The sequence below is a fragment of the Burkholderia sp. LAS2 genome (assembly GCF_018417615.1).
Taxonomy (GTDB): Bacteria; Pseudomonadota; Gammaproteobacteria; order Burkholderiales; family Burkholderiaceae; genus Burkholderia; species Burkholderia sola.
This window is the reverse complement of sequence record NZ_CP071054.1, coordinates 519,147-539,974: the sequence shown is the minus strand read 5'-3', so window position 1 is coordinate 539,974 and position 20,828 is coordinate 519,147. Positions and strand designations below refer to the sequence as shown.

General features: G+C 68.6%; 17 protein-coding genes. 7 read left to right on the top strand and 10 right to left on the bottom strand.

The window, feature by feature from the left end:
* Positions 1-41: 41 nt before the first annotated feature.
* The 3 genes from JYG37_RS31500 (at position 42) to JYG37_RS31490 (ending at position 4,260) form a co-directional block, all read left to right on the top strand.
* Entirely contained in the window at positions 42-1,079 is a 1,038-nt protein-coding gene (locus tag JYG37_RS31500) for a LacI family DNA-binding transcriptional regulator (RefSeq protein ID WP_124555355.1), read from the top strand.
* Positions 1,080-1,267: 188 nt separating this feature from the next.
* Positions 1,268-3,049 (top strand): IlvD/Edd family dehydratase, encoded by a 1,782-nt coding sequence (locus JYG37_RS31495; RefSeq protein ID WP_176015951.1) that lies wholly within the window; start codon positions 1,268-1,270, stop codon positions 3,047-3,049.
* Between the two features lie 32 nt (positions 3,050-3,081).
* Positions 3,082-4,260, top strand: a complete 1,179-nt coding sequence (locus JYG37_RS31490; RefSeq protein WP_213347046.1) for a fumarylacetoacetate hydrolase family protein — start codon at positions 3,082-3,084, stop codon at positions 4,258-4,260.
* 186 nt (positions 4,261-4,446) lie between these two features.
* Here the strand turns inward: JYG37_RS31490 and JYG37_RS31485 are convergent, their stop codons facing one another.
* A complete protein-coding gene (locus tag JYG37_RS31485) occupies positions 4,447-6,264 on the bottom strand; it encodes a methyl-accepting chemotaxis protein (protein ID WP_050016818.1) in 1,818 nt (605 codons plus the stop codon).
* A gap of 28 nt (positions 6,265-6,292) precedes the next feature.
* On the opposite strand from JYG37_RS31485, the gene JYG37_RS31480 reads away from it, so the two are divergent.
* The 3 genes from JYG37_RS31480 to JYG37_RS31470 all read left to right on the top strand — a co-directional run bounded on the left by JYG37_RS31480 (position 6,293) and on the right by JYG37_RS31470 (position 10,318).
* Positions 6,293-6,589: a hypothetical protein gene (locus tag JYG37_RS31480; protein WP_213347044.1), complete on the top strand. Its 297-nt coding sequence runs from the start codon at positions 6,293-6,295 to the stop codon at positions 6,587-6,589.
* Positions 6,586-8,172, top strand: a complete 1,587-nt coding sequence (locus JYG37_RS31475) for a methyl-accepting chemotaxis protein (protein ID WP_124630173.1) — start codon at positions 6,586-6,588, stop codon at positions 8,170-8,172. The genes JYG37_RS31480 and JYG37_RS31475 overlap by 4 nt, the downstream gene beginning before the upstream one ends.
* 184 nt (positions 8,173-8,356) lie before the next feature.
* Positions 8,357-10,318, top strand: a complete 1,962-nt coding sequence (locus JYG37_RS31470) for a phosphatase PAP2 family protein (protein ID WP_124555360.1) — start codon at positions 8,357-8,359, stop codon at positions 10,316-10,318.
* Positions 10,319-10,352: 34 nt separating this feature from the next.
* Here JYG37_RS31470 and JYG37_RS31465 read toward each other — a convergent pair whose 3' ends face one another.
* The 9 genes from JYG37_RS31465 to JYG37_RS31425 are packed head-to-tail and all read right to left on the bottom strand — an operon-like array spanning position 10,353 to position 19,873.
* Positions 10,353-10,595 carry a hypothetical protein gene (locus JYG37_RS31465; protein ID WP_209924338.1) on the bottom strand — a complete coding sequence of 81 codons (243 nt, stop codon included), beginning with the start codon at positions 10,593-10,595 and terminating at the stop codon, positions 10,353-10,355.
* A gap of 53 nt (positions 10,596-10,648) precedes the next feature.
* A complete protein-coding gene (locus tag JYG37_RS31460; protein WP_124630170.1) occupies positions 10,649-12,172 on the bottom strand; it encodes a UxaA family hydrolase in 1,524 nt (507 codons plus the stop codon).
* Positions 12,169-13,332: a mannitol dehydrogenase family protein gene (locus JYG37_RS31455; RefSeq protein WP_089490425.1), complete on the bottom strand. Its 1,164-nt coding sequence runs from the start codon at positions 13,330-13,332 to the stop codon at positions 12,169-12,171. The genes JYG37_RS31460 and JYG37_RS31455 overlap by 4 nt, the downstream gene beginning before the upstream one ends.
* Before the next feature lie 31 nt (positions 13,333-13,363).
* Complete coding sequence (locus JYG37_RS31450; protein WP_089490426.1) at positions 13,364-14,374, bottom strand: zinc-binding alcohol dehydrogenase family protein; 1,011 nt, start codon at positions 14,372-14,374, stop codon at positions 13,364-13,366.
* Between the two features lie 22 nt (positions 14,375-14,396).
* Positions 14,397-15,272, bottom strand: a complete 876-nt coding sequence (locus tag JYG37_RS31445) for an amidohydrolase family protein (RefSeq protein WP_050016806.1) — start codon at positions 15,270-15,272, stop codon at positions 14,397-14,399.
* Positions 15,269-16,285 (bottom strand): aldo/keto reductase, encoded by a 1,017-nt coding sequence (locus JYG37_RS31440; RefSeq protein WP_050016804.1) that lies wholly within the window; start codon positions 16,283-16,285, stop codon positions 15,269-15,271. The genes JYG37_RS31445 and JYG37_RS31440 overlap by 4 nt, the downstream gene beginning before the upstream one ends.
* Positions 16,286-16,314: 29 nt before the next feature.
* Positions 16,315-17,262 carry an ABC transporter substrate-binding protein gene (locus tag JYG37_RS31435; RefSeq protein ID WP_089490428.1) on the bottom strand — a complete coding sequence of 316 codons (948 nt, stop codon included), beginning with the start codon at positions 17,260-17,262 and terminating at the stop codon, positions 16,315-16,317.
* Positions 17,263-17,304: 42 nt separating this feature from the next.
* Positions 17,305-18,336, bottom strand: coding sequence for an ABC transporter permease (locus JYG37_RS31430; protein ID WP_050016800.1), 1,032 nt, complete (start codon positions 18,334-18,336; stop codon positions 17,305-17,307).
* Positions 18,329-19,873, bottom strand: a complete 1,545-nt coding sequence (locus JYG37_RS31425) for a sugar ABC transporter ATP-binding protein (RefSeq protein ID WP_124630168.1) — start codon at positions 19,871-19,873, stop codon at positions 18,329-18,331. Before JYG37_RS31425 ends, JYG37_RS31430 begins: the two co-directional genes overlap by 8 nt.
* Positions 19,874-20,106: 233 nt before the next feature.
* Between JYG37_RS31425 and JYG37_RS31420 the strand changes: the two genes are divergently transcribed.
* Positions 20,107-20,808, top strand: coding sequence for a FadR/GntR family transcriptional regulator (locus JYG37_RS31420; RefSeq protein ID WP_050016796.1), 702 nt, complete (start codon positions 20,107-20,109; stop codon positions 20,806-20,808).
* Positions 20,809-20,828: the final 20 nt, after the last annotated feature.

Below are 20,828 nucleotides of genomic sequence, written 5' to 3'. Positions count from 1 at the left end.
TATGATGTAGCCTTTCCGGCTTTCTCCCGATCGCGATTCCGATGCCCAGTCCCACCGCCGTCCGGCCCGCCGGGCCGCCCCGCATGTCCGACGTAGCGCGCCTCGCCGGCGTATCGAAGATGACGGTGTCGCGCGTGCTCGCCGGCCACAGCGTGGCCGCCGAGACGCGCGCACGGGTCTGCGAGGCCATCGACCAGCTCGGCTACGTGGCGGATGCCGCCGCCGGTGCGCTGTCGTCGGGACGCTCGGAATTCGTCGCGGTGCTGGTGCCGTCGCTGTCGAGCTCCAACTTCTCGGACACCGTGCGCGGCCTGACCGATGCGCTCGAGCCGCAGGGTCTGCAATTGCTGCTCGGCGATACCGATTACGACCTGGAACGGGAAGAACGGCTCGTCCGCTCGATGCTGCGACACCAGCCGCGCTGCATCGCGCTGACTGGGTCGCAGCACACCGAAGCGACGCGCAAGGTGCTGGAGCGCTCGGCGATTCCGGTGGTCGAGATGTGGGACCTGCCCACGCGCCCGATCGACACCGCCGTCGGCTTCTCGAACGTGCGCGCCGCCCGTGCGATGGTGCGCCACCTGGCCGAGCGCGGTTACCGGCGCATCGGCTTTCTGGTCGGCGCGAGCGAACTGGATCGCCGCGGCCTGGACCGGCTCAAGGGCTACCAGGCGGAGATCAAGGCGCTGGGCCTGGGCGAACCGCGCGTCGTGCGGCTGGGCGAATCGCCGATCACGATGAGCCACGGCGGGCCCGCGATGGCCGCGCTGCTGGAGCGCTGGCCGGATACCGACGCGGTGATGTGCGTGAGCGACATGTCGGCATTCGGCGCGATCATGGAATGCCACCGGCGCGGCCTCACCGTGCCCGCCGACATCGCCGTGGCCGGCTTCGGGAACTTCGAAGTGGCCGAGTGCTGCCACCCGACCATCACCACCGTGTCGGTCGATGCGTACGGCATCGGGCTGCGCACCGGCGAAGCGTTGCTGGCGGCGCTGCAAGCGCGCGACGGCGGCGAGCCGACCGACTCGAAAAGCATCCGTATCGACTACACCATCATCGCGCGGGAAAGCGCGTGACAAGCCGACGATCGCGCGCATCCCAGGACGCGACGCGTGCGGCTTCGTACCGCCCCCTGCCCCACGCCTTCGCCACGCGCGCACGAAATCCCTTCCGCTACGCAAAAAAGCCGTGCTAACATCCAATCGATGTTACCGGTACCATCCGGCACGCAAAATGAAGAAGGCCCCTCAGGAGACAGCCTGCCATGTCACACACCCCTCGCCGTCTGCGCAGCCAGGAATGGTTCGACGACCCCGCGCACGCAGACATGACCGCGCTCTATGTCGAGCGCTTCATGAACTACGGGTTGACGCGCGAGGAACTGCAGTCGGGCCGTCCTGTCATCGGCATCGCACAGACGGGCAGCGACCTCGCGCCGTGCAACCGCCACCACATCGAGTTGGCCGAACGCACCAAGGCCGGTATCCGCGACGCGGGCGGCATTCCGATGGAGTTCCCCGTGCATCCGCTGGCCGAGCAAAGCCGCCGGCCCACCGCCGCGCTCGACCGCAATCTCGCCTACCTCGGGCTGGTGGAAGTGCTGCACGGCTTTCCGCTGGACGGCGTGGTGCTGACGACCGGCTGCGACAAGACCACGCCCGCGTGCCTGATGGCCGCGGCCACCGTCGACATGCCCGCGATCGTGCTGTCGGGCGGACCGATGCTCGACGGCTGGCACGACGGCAAGCGGGTCGGCTCGGGCACGGTGATCTGGCATGCGCGCAACCTGCTCGCGGCCGGCGAGATCGATTACGAAGGCTTCATGCAGCTGACCACGGCGTCGTCGCCGTCGATCGGCCACTGCAACACCATGGGCACCGCGCTGTCGATGAATAGCCTCGCCGAGGCGCTGGGCATGTCGCTGCCCGGCTGCGCGAGCATTCCCGCCGCCTATCGCGAGCGCGGCCAGATGGCTTACGCGACCGGCAAGCGCGCGGTCGAGCTCGTTCGCGAAGACCTTCGCCCGTCGACAATCATGACGCGCGCGGCATTCGAGAATGCGATCGTCGTGGCCTCCGCGCTGGGTGCATCGACCAACTGCCCGCCGCACCTGATCGCGATTGCGCGCCACATGGGCGTCGAACTGAGCCTGGACGACTGGCAGCGCCTGGGTGAAGCCGTGCCGCTGCTCGTGAACTGCATGCCGGCCGGCGAATACCTCGGCGAGAGCTTCCACCGCGCCGGCGGCGTGCCCGCGGTGCTGCGCCAGCTCGACGCGGCCGGCCTGCTGCGGCGCGACTGCCTGACCGTATCGGGCCGTGCGATCGGCGAGATCGCCGACACCGCGCAGGACGCCGACCGCGACGTGATCCGCACGCCCGACGCGCCGCTCAAGCATGGCGCCGGCTTCATGGTGCTGTCGGGCAACTTCTTCGACAGCGCGATCATGAAGATGTCGGTGGTGGGCGACGCGTTCCGCCAGACTTACCTTTCCGAGCCGGGCGCGGAGAATACGTTCGAGGCGCGCGCGATCGTGTTCGACGGCCCCGAGGATTACCACGCGCGCATCAACGATCCCGCGCTGAACATCGACGAGCGCTGCATCCTCGTGATCCGCGGCTGCGGCACGGTCGGCTATCCGGGCAGCTCCGAAGTCGTGAACATGGCGCCGCCGGCCGAGCTGGTGAAGCGCGGCGTGACGTCGCTGCCGTGCATGGGCGACGGACGCCAGAGCGGCACGTCGGCCAGCCCGTCGATCCTGAACATGTCGCCGGAAGCCGCGGTCGGCGGCGGTCTCGCGCTGCTGCGCACGAACGACCGCGTGCGCGTGGACCTGAACCGCCGCAGTGTCGACGTGCTCGTCGACGAGGACGAACTCGCGCGCCGCCGCGAAACCGCCAGCTTCACCGTGCCGCAGGCGCAAACGCCGTGGCAGGAACTCTATCGCCGGTTCGTCGGACAGCTGTCCACCGGCGGCTGCCTCGAACCGGCCACGCTGTATCTGAAGGTGATCGAGCAGCGCGGCAACCCGCGCCATTCGCACTGACCCCGCCGCCCCCGACTCTTGCCGAGCTGACCATGCGTACTCCTTCCGTTTCCGACTGCCTGCCGCACGACCTTGCCCACGCGCTGCTGATCGGCCGCGTCTGGCGGCACGACGGCGCCCACGCGGGCCCGAGCGTCGTCGCCGTACGTGGCGGCGAAGTGTTCGACATCACGCGCACCGTGCCGACCACCGCGGACCTGTTCGACCGCCCCGATGCGGTCGCCATCGCGCGCACCGCTGCCGGCGAATCGCTCGGCCGCGTCGAGCCGCTGCTGCAAGCGGCGCTGGACGGCACACCAGGCGCCACGCACCTGCTCGCACCGTGCGACGTGCAGGCGATCAAGGCGTGCGGTGTGACCTTTGCGGTCAGCCTGATCGAACGCGTGATCGAGGAACAGGCCGGCGGCGATCCGGCCAAGGCGCGGGAAGTACGCGACACCATCGCCGCGACCATCGGCACCGACCTGTCGAAGATCGTGCCGGGCTCGGAAGCCGCGCTGCGCCTGAAGGCGGAGCTCGAGCGCCGCGGCGCGTGGTCGCAATACATGGAAGTCGGCATCGGCCCGGACGCCGAGGTGTTCTCCAAGGCGCAGCCGATGTCCGCGGTCGGCTTCGGCGCGGACGTGGGGCTGCTGCCCATATCGGTGTGGAACAACCCCGAGCCGGAGATCGTGCTGGCGGTCGCCAGCGACGGCAGGCCGGTCGGCGCGACGCTCGGCAACGACGTGAACCTGCGCGACGTCGAAGGCCGCTCGGCGCTGCTGCTCGGCAAATGCAAGGACAACAACGGCTCGTGCGCGATCGGCCCGTTCGTGCGGCTGTTCGACGATGGCTTCACGCTCGATGGCGTGCGGGAATGCAGCGTGTCGCTGCGCGTCGAAGGCGCGGACGACGGCTTCGTCCTCGACGGCATCAGCCACATGCGCGAGATCAGCCGCGACCCGGCCGACCTCGTCGCGCAGACCTGCGGCGCGCATCACCAGTATCCGGACGGCTTCATGCTGTTCCTCGGCACGATGTTCTCGCCGATCCAGGATCGCGACGCGCCCGGCGGCGGATTCACGCATCACCTCGGCGACCGCGTGACGATCTCGACGCCCGCGCTCGGCGCGCTCGTCAACACCGTGCGGCTTTGCACGGAGATCGCACCGTGGACCTTCGGCGTGCGCGCGCTGTATGCGAATCTGGCCGCGCGCGGGGTGCTTGCCTGAACGGAACGAAGGCGATACCGCCTCCCCGCTTGCGATCGATCGCAGTCAGCCACGGCGTGGGCGACGCACCAGCGGACCGGCGCAGGATACGAACGAAATCCCGCCCGTCGTCGGCGGGTACGCCAGCCGGACCGACTTAGCCGCGCCGCATGAAACAGGGGCCCGCGGGCCCCGTCAATCAAACCCTCACACCGCCACCGCGCGCTCCGCCAGCTTGAACTCGCCCACCGTCTGCGCGAGCCGGGCCGCCTGCTCGCGCAGCGACGTCGCGGCTGCCGCCGATTGCTCGACGAGCGCCGCGTTCTGCTGCGTCGTGTCGTCGAGTTGCGACACCGCCTGATTCACCTGCTCGAGCCCCGTGCTCTGCTCCTTCGCGGCGACGCTGATCTCGGCGATCACGCTCGTGATGTTGCGCACGCCGTCGACGATCTCGTCCATCGTCGCCCCGGCCGTCTGGACGAGCCCGGAGCCGCCCTCGATCTTCTCGACCGACGAGTGGATCAACTGCTTGATTTCCCGCGCGGCCTGCGCGCTGCGCTGCGCGAGCGCACGCACCTCGCCGGCGACGACCGCGAAGCCGCGGCCGTGCTCGTTCGCGCGCGCCGCCTCGACGGCGGCGTTCAGCGCGAGAATGTTGGTCTGGAACGCGATGCCGTCGATCACGCCCACGATGTTGGCGATCTCTGCCGACGCCTGCGTGATGTCGTTCATCGTCGACACGACTTCGCGCACGACCGTGCCGCCCCGCAGCGCGACATCCGACGCCGATTCCGCCAGACGGTTCACCTGGCTCGCCGCATCGGCCGAGTTGCGCGCCGTGCCGGCGATCTCCTCCAACGCCGCGGCCGTTTCCTGCAGGCTCGACGCCGCGTGTTCGGTGCGGGCCGACAGATCCTGGTTGCCCTGCGCGATCTCGGCGCTCGCGAGGTTGACGGACGTGCTGAACGCGCGGATCTGCAGCAGGATCGCACTGATCTTCTCGGCGAACGCGTTGAACGCGCGCGCGATCTGCGCGGCTTCGTCCGCGCCGTCGGCCGGCAGGCGCTTCGTCAGGTCGCCGCTGCCGCTCGAGACGTCCGTGAGCGCGTCGCGCACCATCAGGATGCGCTTGAAGGCCGCGTTCGTCATCGCGCCGACGAGCGCGGCCGCGATGATGGCGACGATCACGATCGCCAGCAGCGTGGTCGTCGCGACCGCGCGCATGCCGGCCGTCACGTCGCCCTTGTCGAGCGCGAGCACCAGCGACCAGTCGGTGCCGACGATCGGTTGTGCGCGCATCAGCTTGGCGGCGCCGTCGATGTCGACCGCGACGGGCGCCGACGCCGTCTGCAGCGCGCCGAGGTGATCGGCATCGAGTTCCGGCGACAGGCCGGTGGCCGGCTTCATGATCAGGTCGGTCTTGGCCGACGCGATCACGCGCGCGCCCTTGTCCACCAGGAACGCGAAGCTCGCCGGCGTCGGGTGAACGGAGGTCACGATCGAGCTCACGTTCTCCATGAACAGGCTGGCCGCCAGCACGCCCTTCACCGCGCCGTCGCGCACCACCGGCACCGCGAACGCGACGGCCGGCTTGCCGCTTGTCGCATCGCGGTAGAGCGCCGTCACGACCAGATGGCCCGCGCCGACGGCCTGCTTGTACCAGGGCCGCGCGGTCGGATCGTAGCCGGGCGCGAGCGGCACGTTCGAGAAGGCGGTCTTGTCCGGCAGGCCGAGCGTCAGCACCTCGAAGCCGCCCGACTTGCCGAGCAGCTTCAATGCCGGCACCGGATCGCCGTCGCCGATCGCGATCGTATCCGCGAGCGCCTGGGTTTCGCGCGACCGGCTGGCCACCCATTCGTCGATCGCCAGCGCGTGGCCGGCGAGGATCGATTTGTGATTCTGGTCGATGGCCTCGTCGTTGTGGGTCTTGACGACGTAATAGACGAGCCCGCCGGTGACGGCCAGCGCCGTCACGACGATGGCGACACACGTCGCCAGGATCCGTGCGCGAATTGATGACAGCATGATGACTTCGGTCTCCGTTACCGCGTGATTGAAATGGATCGCTGAAAAGGGCGACCCTGATCCGTTTAACGGCACCGTCGGCGGGAAGTTGAGCGATGCCGGACGGACGGCGACCGGCACGGGTACGCCGAGGCAGAAACCGGTTGTGGTACGCGAAAACGGAGCCGTTCGTCCGTTCGGCGTGACGAATGCGGAGCGCTGCCGGATTTTTTTGACGACAGGCAACCCGCAAACGATTGCCTCGGGCGACGGTCCTAAACTGTTCACTCTCCGTTCCGTTAATCAGGAAATCTATTTAATACCCACAACTGGATTCCTCCTATGAATGATCGACGATTAACGGTTCGCACGAAGCTGATCATGGCTTTCGGACTTCTTACCTGCACGGTCGTACTCGTCTCCGTCGTCGGCATCGTCTCGCTCGGCAACGCGAACGCAGCATTCGAGGACTACGTCAACGGCATCAACGCCCGCGCGACCCTGGCGGACAAGGTTCTCGCCGCGGTCGACCGGCGCGCGATCGCCGCCCGCAACCAGGTCCTGGCGGCCGGGACGCGCGATGCGGACGTCGAGAAGGAAGCGGCGCTGCGGGCCGACCGCGAAGTCGGCGCGCTGATGGGCGAACTGACGAATGCAGTGCGCGAGGGCAGCGGCGCGACCGACAAGGCCCGCGAACTGGTTCGGCAAATCGCGGCGATCGAGGCGCAGTACGGCCCCGTGGCGCGCGCCATCGTCGACGCGGCGGCGAACAACCGGCGCGATCAGGCGATCACGATGATCAATGAACAGTGCCGACCGCTGCTCGCCCAGCTCGTCGCGGCCACCGATGCGTATGCGACGTTCTCGCGCACAATCGCCGCCCAGCGGGTGAAGGAATCGGACGACCGTTATACGTCGCGACGACTGATGCTGATCGCGATCTGCATCGCCGCCGCCGCCGCGGCCGCGATCTCGGGCCTCTTCATCACCCGCGGCCTGCTGCGCGCGCTGGGCACGGAGCCTGCCGTGCTCAGCGATATCGCCGGCCATATCGCCGCCGGCAATCTCGGCGCCGAAGCCGCGACCGGCGCCGCGCCGGCCGGCAGCGTGCTGGCTTCGATGCGCGACATGCAGGCAAACCTCATCCGCCTGATCTCGGAGGTTCGTACCGCATCGGGCAACGTCGCGACCGGCGCCGGCGAAATCGCGTCCGGCAACCAGGACCTGTCGTCCCGCACCGAACAGCAGGCCGCGTCGCTGCAGGAAACCGCGTCGAGCATGGAGCAATTGACGTCCACCGTGCGCCTGAACGCCGACAATGCGCAGCAGGCAAGCGGCCTGGCCAACAACGCATCGGAGGTCGCGCAGCGCGGCAGCTCGGCCGTCGGCCTGATGGTCGACACGATGACGGACATCAGCGCGAGTTCCGCCAAGATCGCCGAGATCACCGCGATCATCGAAGGGATCGCGTTCCAGACCAACATTCTCGCGCTCAACGCGGCCGTGGAGGCCGCCCGCGCCGGCGAACAGGGCCGCGGCTTCGCGGTGGTGGCGAGCGAAGTCCGAAGTCTTGCGCAGCGTTCGTCGAGCGCCGCGAAGGAAATTCGCGAGCTGATCTCGCAATCGGTCCGGAAAATCCAGGACGGCTCGCATATCGCGAACAACGCGGGCGATACGATGAGCGAGGTCACGCACGCGATTTCGCGCGTGACCGACATCATGGGCGAGATCGCCGCGGCGTCGAGCGAGCAGAGCCGCGGCATCGAGCAGGTCAATCTGGCCATCACGCAAATGGACGAGGTCACCCAGCAGAATGCGGCGCTCGTCGAGCAGGCGGCCGCCGCCTCGAAGTCGCTCGAGGAACAGGGAAACCGGCTTGCCGAGGCCGTCTCGCTGTTCCGGCTGGACACGCGCGCGGTGGGCGCGTAGGCCGGCGCCCTCTATCGATGACGGACGGCACATGAATTCCGGCGTCCGTCATGTTCAGCACCGGAAATTAACCAGATAGTGGGAATTTTCGCCCGCCGCATGCGACGCGAAACAATTCCGTAACGACCGCGTAACGATCGCTGACCACAATCCTCCGTCTTCTACCCTCAGGATGGAGTCTTGCATGTTTGCGTCACGAAGCCGTTTCCCGCTGCACGTCGCGGCATTGTCGAGTGCGATCGTACTGGCTGCGTGCGGCGGCGGCGACGACGTCGCGTCGACCGCCACGATCGCCGCGGCCGTTCCGGCGCCGCCCGCCGACCCCGGCTTCGTCGACAGCGCGCCGATCCCGAGCGCGCCCGCTTTCGTCGACAACGTCGCGACCAACCAGCGCGGCGATGCGCGCTATGCGACGCTGTCGACCAACGCCGCGGTGCGCGTGTTGAGCCGTTTTCTCGATCTGTGGCAACCGGCGACGATGCTGGTCGACGCGGGCGTGACCGCGCCGGCGAACGGCGCGTTCCCGGCCATCTCGCCGTCGACCTGCTCCGGGCTGCCGAACAGCGGCGTGCCGTGCGGTACGATCCTGAACGATGCGGTGCTGTCGGCCAACGTGCAGTACGTGGTCAACGCGACGACCGCCCGCACGCCGCAACAGGCCGATGCCGCGTACTACGACGACCGGCGCGGCAAGGGCTACAGCGTGACCGACGGCATGGGCCCGCTCACCGCCGCATGGCGCACCGCGGCCCAGCAGACCACCAGCATCACCAGCGTGCCCGCCGATGCGACGACCGTGCTGTACAACGATTCCGGCAACAACGTCGGCGTCGGCAGCAGCGGCGGCAACGCCAGCTTCGGGAAGGTCGTCGACCTGCTCAACGAAATGGGCAACAACGCGTCGACCGAACCGTCGAAGCGCTTCTTCAAATATGCGCGCCCGTACCGCTGGAGCAGCAGCGTCGTCGTCGCGCCGACGCTCGTGCCGGCCGAGAGCACGACGCCCGCGACCGACGGCGGCTTCATCAGCGGCCACACGGCCGAGGCGATGCGCGATGCGACGACGATGGCGTGGCTCGTGCCGGAACGCTTCCAGGAAATGGTCAGCCGCGGCCTCGAACTCGGCGAGAACCGGATCCTCGCCGGCATGCATTCGCCGCTCGACGTGATCGGCGGACGCATGCTCGCGCTGGCCGTCAGCGCGGCGAACCTGACCGCATACGCCGGCGACGCACAGGCCGCGTACACGCAAGCCCATCAGACGCTGCAACAACTGACGGGCACGAGCGCGACGACCTTCTCCGCATTCGCGCGCTCCGGCACGACGGCCACCGACCGGTTCGCCGACTACACGACGAACAAGACCGCATTCCTGCGCCGCATGACGTTCGGCTTCGGCGCGATCGAATCGACGAACGCGCCGCCGGTCGTGCCGAAGGGCGCGGAGATCCTGCTGCAGACGCGCTTTCCGTACCTGAGCGCCGACCAGCGGCGCGTCGTGCTGAAGACGACCGAGCTGCCGTCCGGCTATCCGGTGATGGACGACGCGGAAGGCTGGGGCCGCCTGAACCTGTTCGCGGCGGCCGACGGCTACGGCGCGTTCAACGGCAACGTGATCGTGTCGATGGACGCATCGCAGGGCGGGCTCAGTGCCGCCGACCTGTGGCGCAACGACGTCGCGGGCGCCGGCAAGCTGACGCTGCAAGGCAGCGGCACGCTGACGCTGGCGGGCAACAACGCGTACACGGGCGGCACGCAGGTGAGCGGCGGCACGCTGGCGGCCGCGTCGCCGACGGCGTTCGGCAAAGGCGACGTGTACGTCGGCCCGGGCGGCAGCGTGCGGATCGCGGCCGCCGCGCCGGTGACGATCGCGACCCGCTACACGCAGCTCGACAACACGACGCTCGAACTCGATATCGACGGCAACGGCGGTGGGCGTCTGCGCGTGGGCGGGCCGCTCACCGTCACGGGCGGCACGCTGCACGTGACATTCGTGAACGGCTACGCACCGAAGGCCGGCGACACGATCGCGCTGATCGACGGCGCGGCGGCGGCCGCGAAGTTCGCGACGGTGACGGTCGACGGGTTCAAGGCCACGCCGGTCTACACCGCGACGGGCGTGTCGATCACGCTGTCGGCGGCGTAATCGGCAGCGAAGCTCGATCCTGCAACGGCGCCGCTCACGGGCAAGGCCGCGTACCGAAGCGCCGTTGCAGTTCGATGATCGTCGGCAGGTTGAAATCGTGGACGTCCGGCGCGGCGCCGCCCTGCCGCCGGCTGACCTCGACACTGAGTTCCAGCGCACGCGCGCGCGTCTGGGCGAGCAACCTCAGCGCCTCGCCGAGCAAACCCTTCTCGAGTTCCGACAGCGAGCCGTCCTGATCGATTTCGCCGATCGTCGGCTCGCGCATGCGGGTTTCCATCGCGGCTTCTCCTTCGCTGTCCGATTGCGCGCGGTCGCACGTCGCGTCGCGCGTCACATGACCGCGCCGCGCAGCCACGGCACGAATTCGCGTTCGCCGATGCCGTTGTCCTCGCTGCGGGATCTGCGTCCGGACGCGACGTCGAGCATCAGCCGGAACAGCCGTTCGCCCGCTTCATCGACCGTCAGCGAACCGGCGACGATCCCGCCGCTGTCGAAATCCATGTCCGATTGCATCCGCTCGAACAGACCGGTCGTCGTCGCGATCTTGATCGTCGGCACCGGCTTCGAGCCGAACACCGAACCGCGGCCCGTCGTGAAGCACACGAGATTCGCGCCGCCGGCGATCTGCCCGGTGGCCGACACCGGGTCGTAACCGGGCGTATCCATGAACACGAGCCCGGCCTGCCGCACCGGCTCCGCATAGTCGTAGACCGCGCGCAGCGGCGAGCGGCCGCCCTTCGACACCGCGCCGAGCGACTTCTCGAGAATCGTCGTGATGCCGCCGGCGAGGTTGCCGGGCGACGGGTTGTTGTTCATTTCGCCGCCGTTGTCGGCGACGTAGCGCTCCCACCACTGCAACCGGCCGAGCAGACGCTCGGCCACGTCGCGCGACGCCGCGCGCGCGATCAGCAGATGCTCGGCGCCGTAGATCTCGGGCGTCTCGGACAGAATCGCGGTGCCGCCGTTGCGGACCAGCAAGTCGACGGCCGCGCCGAGCGCCGGATTCGCGGTGATGCCCGAGTAGCCGTCGGAGCCGCCGCATTGCAGGCCGACCGTCAGCCGTGAGGCCGGCACGGCGCTGCGACGCGCACCGTCGGCCGCCTCCACCAGTTCGCGCACGATCGACACGCCTTTGGCCACGGTGTCGCGCACGCCGCCCTCGTCCTGGATCACCAGCGTGCGCACGGTGCCGGGCGCGGCCGCGTCGAGCCGTTGCGCGAGCGCGCCGACCTGGTTGACTTCGCAACCAAGGCCGACGAGCAGCACGCCCGCAAAATTCGGGTTCCGTGCATAGCCGACGAGCGTGCGCCGCAGCAGTTCGATGCCGTCCCCGGTCGCGGACATTCCGCAGCCGCTCTGATGGGTGATCGCGACGACGCCGTCGACGTGACCGAACGCATCGAGCGCGCCGTGCCGGTAGGCATCGGCGATCGCATGACAGACGCTCGCCGAACAATTGACGCTCGCGATCACGCCGACGTAGTTGCGGGTCCCCACGCTGCCGTCGGGCCGCACGAATCCGTCGAAGGTATCGCGGCGATCCGTCGCCACGTCGTGCGCGTCGCCGACGAGCCCGTCGTCGTGCGCATGCCGCTCGGGCATCCCGACGTTGTGCACGTGCACGTGCTCGCCCGCGGCGATGTCGCGCAGCGCGACGCCGATCGGCTGCCCGCATTTGACGATCGCGCTGCCGCGCGCGATCGGCGCGGTGGCGACCTTGTGGCCGGCCGGTACCGCGTCCGCCAGCCGCAACGGTGCGCCGTGCACGTCGATCGGCACGTCCGGCGCCAGCGCGTCGAGTGCGACGGCGACGTTGTCGTTGCCGTGAAGGATCACGACTGCCGGTTGCTTCACGATGTATTTCTCCCAGTGGTTGCGATGCCGGCCGGCTCATAGCGGGCGACGAGTTGCCGCAAGCGCGGTTGGTCGGCCGGCACCGCCAGCGAATCGGCGAGCGCGAGCAGCGGCTCGATCCGCCGCGCCACCTTCTCGCGATGGTTGACCGCGATATCGGCGATGCGATGCGCGAGAAACGGATTCAGAAAGCGCTCGCGCACGCTGTCGACGTAGCGTTCGGCCGTTTCGCGCAGGCCGAGCGCGACGAACACCGGCTCGACTTCGTCCCGCCACACGGCCTCGAGACCGTCGCGCAGCCGCGCGTCGTTCATCGCGTTCAGCACCGTTTCCGATGCGTCGCGCCCGGCCGCGAGCCACTGTTCCGCGAGCCAGCTGTGCCCGAGATTGAGGAAGAACAGCTTCAGCCGCTCGTGGCTGCGCAAATCGTCGGTGACGACGATCTGTGCATGCCGGCACGGCAGCGCCATGCCCGCACGTCGTTCGATCGCCCATAGCGCATACGGCTCCGCGATCGCGCCGACCGGATGAAGCGGCTCGGACACGATGCGGTCGACGAGCGAGTTGACCCACACGCAGCGGTTGCCCAGATAGTCGGCGAACGCGTCGGGCAGCCGCCACCGGCGTGCGAGGCCCAGCACGATGTCGCGCAGCGTGTCGCCGTTGTTCGTCACCAGTTCGCAAGGCAGGATGGAAACGCCGTCATCGGGCCGCACCTGCCAGCGCGCATGCAGCAGCGCGAGCAGCTTCGCCGGAAAGCCGTGCGGCGCTTGCCCGGGTTGGGCCAGCAGGTCCACGGTGTCGCGCGGATCGGCACGATAGCCTGCGTCGCCGGTGTTCGACACGATGGCGCGCACCGTCTCGATCGCGGCGCCGCGTATCTCCGCCCAGTCGCGCTCGGCGTCCCACGCGCGATGCACGGCGCGGCACTCGACGACTTCGTCGACCACGCCGCCGCGCTCGCGCCCGCGAATCCGCACCGGATACCGGCCGGTGGCACGCAGCGCGTCGATGCGGGCGCGGCTGGCCGGATTGCCGGTCGTCTGCACGATACCGATGCCGCCCATTGCGTGGGCATCGTCCAGCGCCTGCGAGACGAACAGGTCGACGTGCGCGAGCAGGAAGCGGCTCGTGCCGAATTGCAGGATCGGCGGCGTCATCGCGTGCGCTCCGCGTGCCGGATTCGCTGGATCAGCATTCGACGAGCGCCTTCACGACGGTCTGCCCTGCATCCAGCAGACGCGGCAGCGCGTCCGGCACCTCGTCGAGCCGCATCCGGTGCGTGTTCAGCGCGCGGTCGGGAATCCTCCCTGCCCGCATCGCGTCGAGCACCGTCGCGAAATCCTCGGCCGTCGCGTTGCGGCTCGCGAGCAGCGTCGTTTCCCGTTTGTGGAATTCGGGATCCGAAAACGCGACGTGCCCGCGCACGATCGAGATCAACGTGTATTTGCCGCCATGCGCGACGAATTCGAAACCGCGATTCATCGCATCGAGGTTGCCGGTCGCGTCGAACACCGCATCGAAATACTCGCCGTTCGTCAGCGCGGCGAGACGCGCCGCGTCGCCCTCCCCCACCTCAACCGCCGCATCGACCGCCAGATGCTGGCGGCAAAACGCGAGCCGGTCGGCCCGCGTGTCGAGGCACGTGACGTCGGCGCCGCGCAGCTTCGCGAAGATCATCGCAGCCATGCCGATCGGCCCGGCGCCGACGACCAGCGCGCGCTGCCCGGCACGGACGTCCGCGCGCCGCACCGCATGCGCGCCGATCGCGAGAAATTCCAGCATCGCCGCCTGGTCGAGCGAAATGCCGTCGGCCTTGTGGACGAACTGCGCGGGCACGCTCAGGTATTCGGCCAACGCCCCGTCGCGATGCACGCCGAGCACCTTGATGTTCACGCAACAGTTCGTGTTGCCGTGACGGCATGCGACGCAGTGTCCGCACGACAGATACGGCATCACGTATACCGCATCGCCGGCGCCGAGCCCCGACGCCGGCTCCGCGTCGACGACGACCGCCGAAAGCTCGTGGCCCATCACGCGCGGATAGTCGAGGTACGGCTGGTTGCCGGTAAAGATGTGCAGGTCGGTGCCGCAGATGCCGACCCGTTGCACGCGCAACAGCACTTCGCCGCTGCCGCGCACGGGCGGTTCGCGATGCTGCACGCGCAGCACGCCGGGGGATTCGCAAATCACGCTGAGCATGTCGGGTTCCTTTCGTTCTGGTTCATTCGTCGTGGCGTGCGGTGTCGATCCGGTAGAAGCGGCGCGCGTTGCCGCCGAAGAGGCCGTCCAGCGCCGTGGCGCCGAGCAACCGCGCGCAATCGTCCTCGCACGCGGCCAGCCATTCGCCGTATCCGCCGCATGCCGACGCGAGCCGCAGCACCGGCCAGTCGCTGCCCCACATCAGGCGCGTCGGCCCGAACAGATCGGCCAGCGCATCGACATACGGCCGCGTGCGCGCGCGCACCGCATCCGGGCCGGCCGACGGCCCCGCTTCGGTCCAGAGGCCGGACAGCTTGCAGTGAAGGTTCGGCAGGCGCGCGAGCCGGCTCATCGCCGACAGCCACGGCTGCAATTCGCCGCGCTCGATGAACGGCTTCGCGCCGTGGTCGATCACGATCGGCAGATCCGGATGGCGTCGCGCGAACGCATGCAGCGCATCGAGATGACGCGGCATCACCAGCGCATCGAAACCCAGCGCATGCTTGCGCATCGCGGCGACCGCGCGATCCAGCCGCGGATCGTCGATCCACGCGTCGTCCGGCAGATCCTGCAGCATCGGTCGCAAGCCGCGCGCCTTCGGCGCGGATGCAAACGCCGCGATTCGCGCCGGTGCGTCGTCGGCCTTCAGGTCGACCCAGCCGACCACCGCGCCGACGCGCGGCGTTTCAGCCGCGAGATCGAGCAGAAAGCGCGTATCGGCTTCGCTCGGCAGCGACTGCACGAGGACGGTGGTATCGATGCGCGCCGCGTCGAGCAGCGGCGCGAGATCGGCCGGGCCGAAGTCCCGGTGAATCGCATCGAGTTCGGCCGGCGGCCAGCAACCGGCTCGCGCACCGATGCGCCAGTAATGCTGATGGGCGTCGATCCGTGCGGTCATGCGCGTGCTCCCGGCACCGGCGCGTGCGCATCGATCAGACCTTCGTCGCGCAGCGCATCCCACAGCTCGGCCGGCGCGGGGCGCTCGAACCAGTCGATGTTCTGCTTCAACTGGGCCACGCTGCGCGCGCCGACCACGCACGACACGACGGCCGGATGGCCGAACGGAAATTGCAACGCAGCGGCGGGAAGCGGCACGTCGAAGCGGTTGCACAGCGCGCCGAGCCGCGTGGCCTTGTCGATCACGTCGGCGCTCGCGTCCGCATAGTTGAACTTGCCGTTGCCGGCGAGCAGGCCGGAATTGAACACGCCGCCGATCACGATCGCCGTCCCGTCACGCGCGCACGCGTCGAGCAGCGGTTCGAGCGCCGTCTGTTCGAGCAGCGTATAGCGGCCGGCCAGCAGCACCGCATCGAGTTCCGCTTCGTTCCGCGCGTCGGCCGCGACTTCCCATTCGTTCACGCCGAGACCGAACGCGCCGATCTCGCCGCCCGCGCGCAGCGCGTCGAGCGCGCGAAACCCGCCGCCACGCGTCAACTGTTCCCAGTAGTGCGCGTGACGATCGCCGTGCGTCATCGCGCCGATGTCGTGCACGTACAGCATGTCGACGCGCGCGAGCCCGAGCCGCTGCCGGCTGTCGTCGTGCGAGCGCATGATCCCGTCGTAGCTGTAGTCGTAGACCGGCCGGAACGGCAGCGGCTCGGCCCAGCCGTCGTCGCCCGGCTGCACGCTGGCGTCGGCGCGCATCAGCCGCCCGACCTTCGTGCTGAGCGTGAACGCGCGGCGCTCGCGCGGGGCGAGGCCGGCCCCTACGCGCCGCTCGGACAGCGTGTAGCCGTAATACGGCGCGGTGTCGAAATAGCGCAGGCCGGCCGCCCACGCGGCGTCGACGAGCGCGGCGGCATCGGCGGCCGACATCGGCCGATAAAGGCCGCCGAGCTGCGAGCAGCCGAGGCCGAGCGCGGACACCGTCAGCCCGCTGCGCGGCAAGGTGCGCGTATCGTTTGCGTTCATGAGGCGTGACTGGATGCGGGGTAAAGGGATCAGTACAGGACGTTCTTCGCGGCTTGCGAATCGAGATTCTGCTTGTCGACCATCACGACGCCGGTATCGATCAGCTTCGGCGCGGGCTTGCGCTCGATCACGTCGAGCGCGGTACGCACGCCCTGGTTCCCCATCTGCCACGAGCCCTGCACGGCGATCGCCTGCACGGTGCCGTCGCGCACGAAGCCCTGCAAGTCCTCGTTGCCGTCGAAGCCGATCGCCACCACCTTGCCCGCCTTGCCGGACTGCTTCAGCGCCCGGCCCATGCCGACCGCGGTCGGCTCGTTCGCGCCGAAGATGCCCTTCAGGTCCGGGTTCGCCGACAGCACGTCGGTCGTCTGGTTCAGCGCGGTCGCCATTTGCGATTGCGAGTAGTAGGGGCCTACGACCTGCAGCTTCGAATGGCTCTCGAGGTACTTGCGGAACCCGCCGACGCGGCTGACCTCGGACCCCGCGCCCGGCACGTACGACATGATCGCGATCTTGCCGGACTGCCCGATGCGGTCGATCAGCGCCTTCGCGCACAGCGCGCCCGCCTTTTCGTTGTCGGTCGACAGGAACGCCTGGTAGTACGGCTTGCCGGCGTCCGCGATCGCCGAGTCGATCAGCACGACGGGAATGTGCGCTTCCCACGCCTTCTTGATCGCGGGCACGAGCGCATCGGGATCGGACGGCGCGAGCACGATGCCCGCCACGTGACGCGTGACCGCGTTGTCGACCATGTTGACCTGCCCGCTGATATCGGACTCGGCCGCCGGGCCCTGGAACGTCATCGTGTAGCCCTTGGCGCCGTCGAGCGCCGCCTTCGCGCCCTTCTGCACGTTCTGCCAGTAGTTCGAATTGACCGTCTTGACGATCACCGCGATCTCGCCGCCCGCCGCATGCGCGCCGCTGCTGCATACCGCGAATACGCACGCCGATGCCGCCAGCAGGATGGATTTGTTCATGTCTCGCTCCGCTTCTCGTTGGTAGGGACTGCTTGCTGCCGGTCAGGGCCGGCGATTGCGCAACTGGTCGATCCACACCGTGCCGAGGATCACGACGCCGATGATGATCTGCTGGATGAAGCTCGACACGCCGTTCATGTTCAGGCCGTTGCGCAGCACGCCGATCACGAACGCGCCGATCGCCGTGCCGGAAATCGTGCCGACGCCGCCCATCAGCGACGTGCCGCCGATGACCGAACTGGCGATCGCGTCGAGCTCGTACATCACGCCTTCGTTCGGCTGCCCGGTGACGAGCCGCGACATCAGCACGCAGCCGGTCACGCCCGCGAGTGCGCCGGACAGCACGTAGGTGAACAGCTTCACGCCCTGCACGTTCACGCCCGACAGCCGCGCGGCTTCCGCGTTCGACCCGACCGCGTAGATATGCCGGCCGAGCGACGTTCTCGACAGCAGCACGGACACCACGACGAACAGCACGACCATGATCACGACCGGATACGGGATGCCGGGAAAGGTCGTGTCGGGGAACCCGTCCGCGCCGATGTGCGAGATCCGCAGCAGCGCGCCGTTGCCGAGCGCGCCGAACGCGTCGCCGAGATCCGAGACCGGCCGCGCGCCGGTGATCTGCAGCGCGATGCCGCGCGCGACGAGCATCATGCCGAGCGTCGCGATGAACGGCGGCAGGCCCATCTGCGTCACGCAGATGCCGTTGACGAGCCCGCACAGCGCGCCGACCAGGATGCCGGCCGCCATCGCGGCGGGCACCGGCACGCCGGCCTTGACGAGCAGCGCCGCGCACACGCCGGCCAGCGCGAGCACCGAGCCGACCGACAGGTCGATGCCGCCGGTGATGATCACGCAGGTGGCGGCCACGCCCAGATAGGCGATCGACGTGACCTGCAGGCCGACCGTCATCAGGTTGTCGACCGAGAAGAACGCCGCGCTCGATATCGAGAACGCGAACACGAGCACGACGAGACTGCCCAGCGCCGCGAACTTCTGGATCAGGTCGCGCCGCCGCTGTCGCGCCGCCCGTTCGTCGGCCTGGCTTCGATCGGATGTCATTTCAAGCATGGGAACGCCCCGACGCGTAGTGCATGATCTCCTCCTGACTGGTGTGTTGAGTGTCGAGCAACGCGGTCAATCGACCTTCGTGAAACACGGCGATCCGGTCGGTCATGCCAAGCAGTTCGGGCAATTCCGAACTGATCAGCACCACGCCGACGCCGTCGGCGGCGAGCCGGTCCATCAACCCGTAGATCGCGAATTTCGCGCCGACGTCGATGCCGCGCGTCGGCTCGTCGAAGAACAGGATCTTCGAGCCGCGGTACAGCCATTTGCCGATGACGACCTTCTGCTGGTTGCCGCCGGACAGGTTGCGCACGCGCTGGTGCACCGACGGCGTGCGAATCGCGAGGTCCTGCACGTAGCGGCGCGCGACGTCGAGCTCGTCGTCGAAGCGCAGGAATCCGAAGCGTGACGTGATGCCGCGCACGTTCGCGAGCGTGAGGTTCGCCGCGACGGGCATCGGCAGCGCGAGCCCCTCCTTCTTGCGGTCCTCCGACAGATACGCGATGCCGTGCCGGATCGCCTCGCGCGGCGAGCGGATCGTCACGGGCCGGCCGTGCAGCGCGATCGTGCCGCCGTCAATGCGATCCGCGCCGAAGATCGCGCGGGCGATCTCGGTGCGCCCGGCGCCCATCAATCCCGCGAAACCGAGGATCTCGCCGCGGCGCAGCGCGAACGACACCGGCCCGAACACGCCGTCGCGGCGCAGGTCGCGCACGTCGAGCAGCACGTCGTCCGTCGGCACCGATTGCCGCGACGGATACGCGTCGTCGAGCGTGCGTCCGACCATGCGTGCGACGATGTCGTCGATGCTCACGTCGGCGAAATCGTCCGTCGAGATGTGACGCCCGTCGCGCAGCACCGTCACGCGATCGACGATCTGCGCCATTTCGTCGAGCCGGTGCGAGATATACAGAATCGCCACGCCGTCGGCGCGCAGTTCCTCGATGATCCGAAACAGCTGCACCGTCTCCGCTTCCGTCAGCGACGACGTGGGCTCGTCCATGATCAGCACGCGCGCATCGTGCGACAGCGCCTTCGCGATCTCGACCATCTGCTGCTGCGCGATGGACAGCACGCCGACCTTCGTCGTCGGGGCCACGTTCAGCCCGATGCGCGCGATGCAGCGCGTCGCATCCGCGTTCATCCGTTTCGTATCGACGAACGGCCCGCGCCGCGGCTCGCGTGCGAGGAACAGGTTCTCCGCCACGCTCAGGTGCGGGACGAGATTGAGTTCCTGGTGAATGATCGAGATGCCGGCCGCCTGCGCTTCGGAAGCCGAACGAAATCGCACCGGCGCGCCGCGATAGTGAACGACGCCGTCGTCGGGCAGGTACTGGCCGCTGATGATCTTCATCAGCGTGGATTTGCCCGCGCCGTTCTCGCCGCACACCGCATGCACCTCGCCGCGGCGCAGGTCGAGGCGAATCCCGTCGAGCGCGAGGACGCCCGGGAAGCGCTTGCGAATCCCGTCCAGGCGCAGGATCTCCCGGTCGGCTTCGTCGTGCGCGGCCTGACCGGGCAGATTGCGAGGCATTGCCATTGCGTCTCCTTGGGGTGGATCGACCGCGGCACTATCTGGTCAGTCCAATTTGAATGAATTACAGCAATCAAACCAACTTTGGTCAAGCCAATTTAACTATCTACATCCGATCTTACCAATAGTGAAAACCCCGACATCCGGATGAACCCGCTGCCAGACGGGGCAAAGCGGCAGGCGTGATAGACTCCGCGACACGCGCTTGCGCCGAAAGCGCATTGATCCCTATCACTCGTATGAAATCGACAGAACCCAAGCGGCTTTACCAATCGGTCGCGGCCCAGATCGTCGCGTTGATTCGCCAGGGCGAATTCGCGATCGGCGAGCGGCTGCCGCCGGAGCGGGAGCTGGCGCTGACGCTCGGCGTATCGCGCCCGTCGCTGCGCGAAGCGCTGATCGCGCTGGAAATCGGCGGGCAGATCGAGATCCGGATGGGCTCCGGCGTGTATGTGCGCGACACGGCGGCCGACGCGGTCGGCCCGATGGCCACGCTCGGCGACAGTCCGTCGGAATTGATGCAGGCGCGCGCGGCCGTCGAGGGCAGTGTCGCCGCGCTGGCCGCCGCGCGGATGACGGCCGCGATGCTCGAGCGCCTGCGCCGCACGGTGCAGCGCATGAAGCGGCTCGCGGAGGCCGGCAAATCCCCGGTCGAAGCCGACCGGCAGTTCCACATGCTGATCGCGGAAGCGGCCGGCAATTCGGTGCTCACCCGCTTCGTCGGCGAGCTGTTCGACAGCCGCCACGACCCGATCGCGACCGCGATGCGCGGCCATGCGGAGAATCCGCAGACGTGGACGGCCGCCGTGCGCGAGCACGAGGACGTGCTCGTCGCGTTGCAGGCCGGCGATCCGATCGCGGCCCAGACGGCCATTCGCGCGCACCTTCGCGCGTCGGAAGCGCGGTGGATCGAGGGTGGGCTGAAAGCCGATCCGGATTGAGCGGGCGCCGGCGCGCGTCG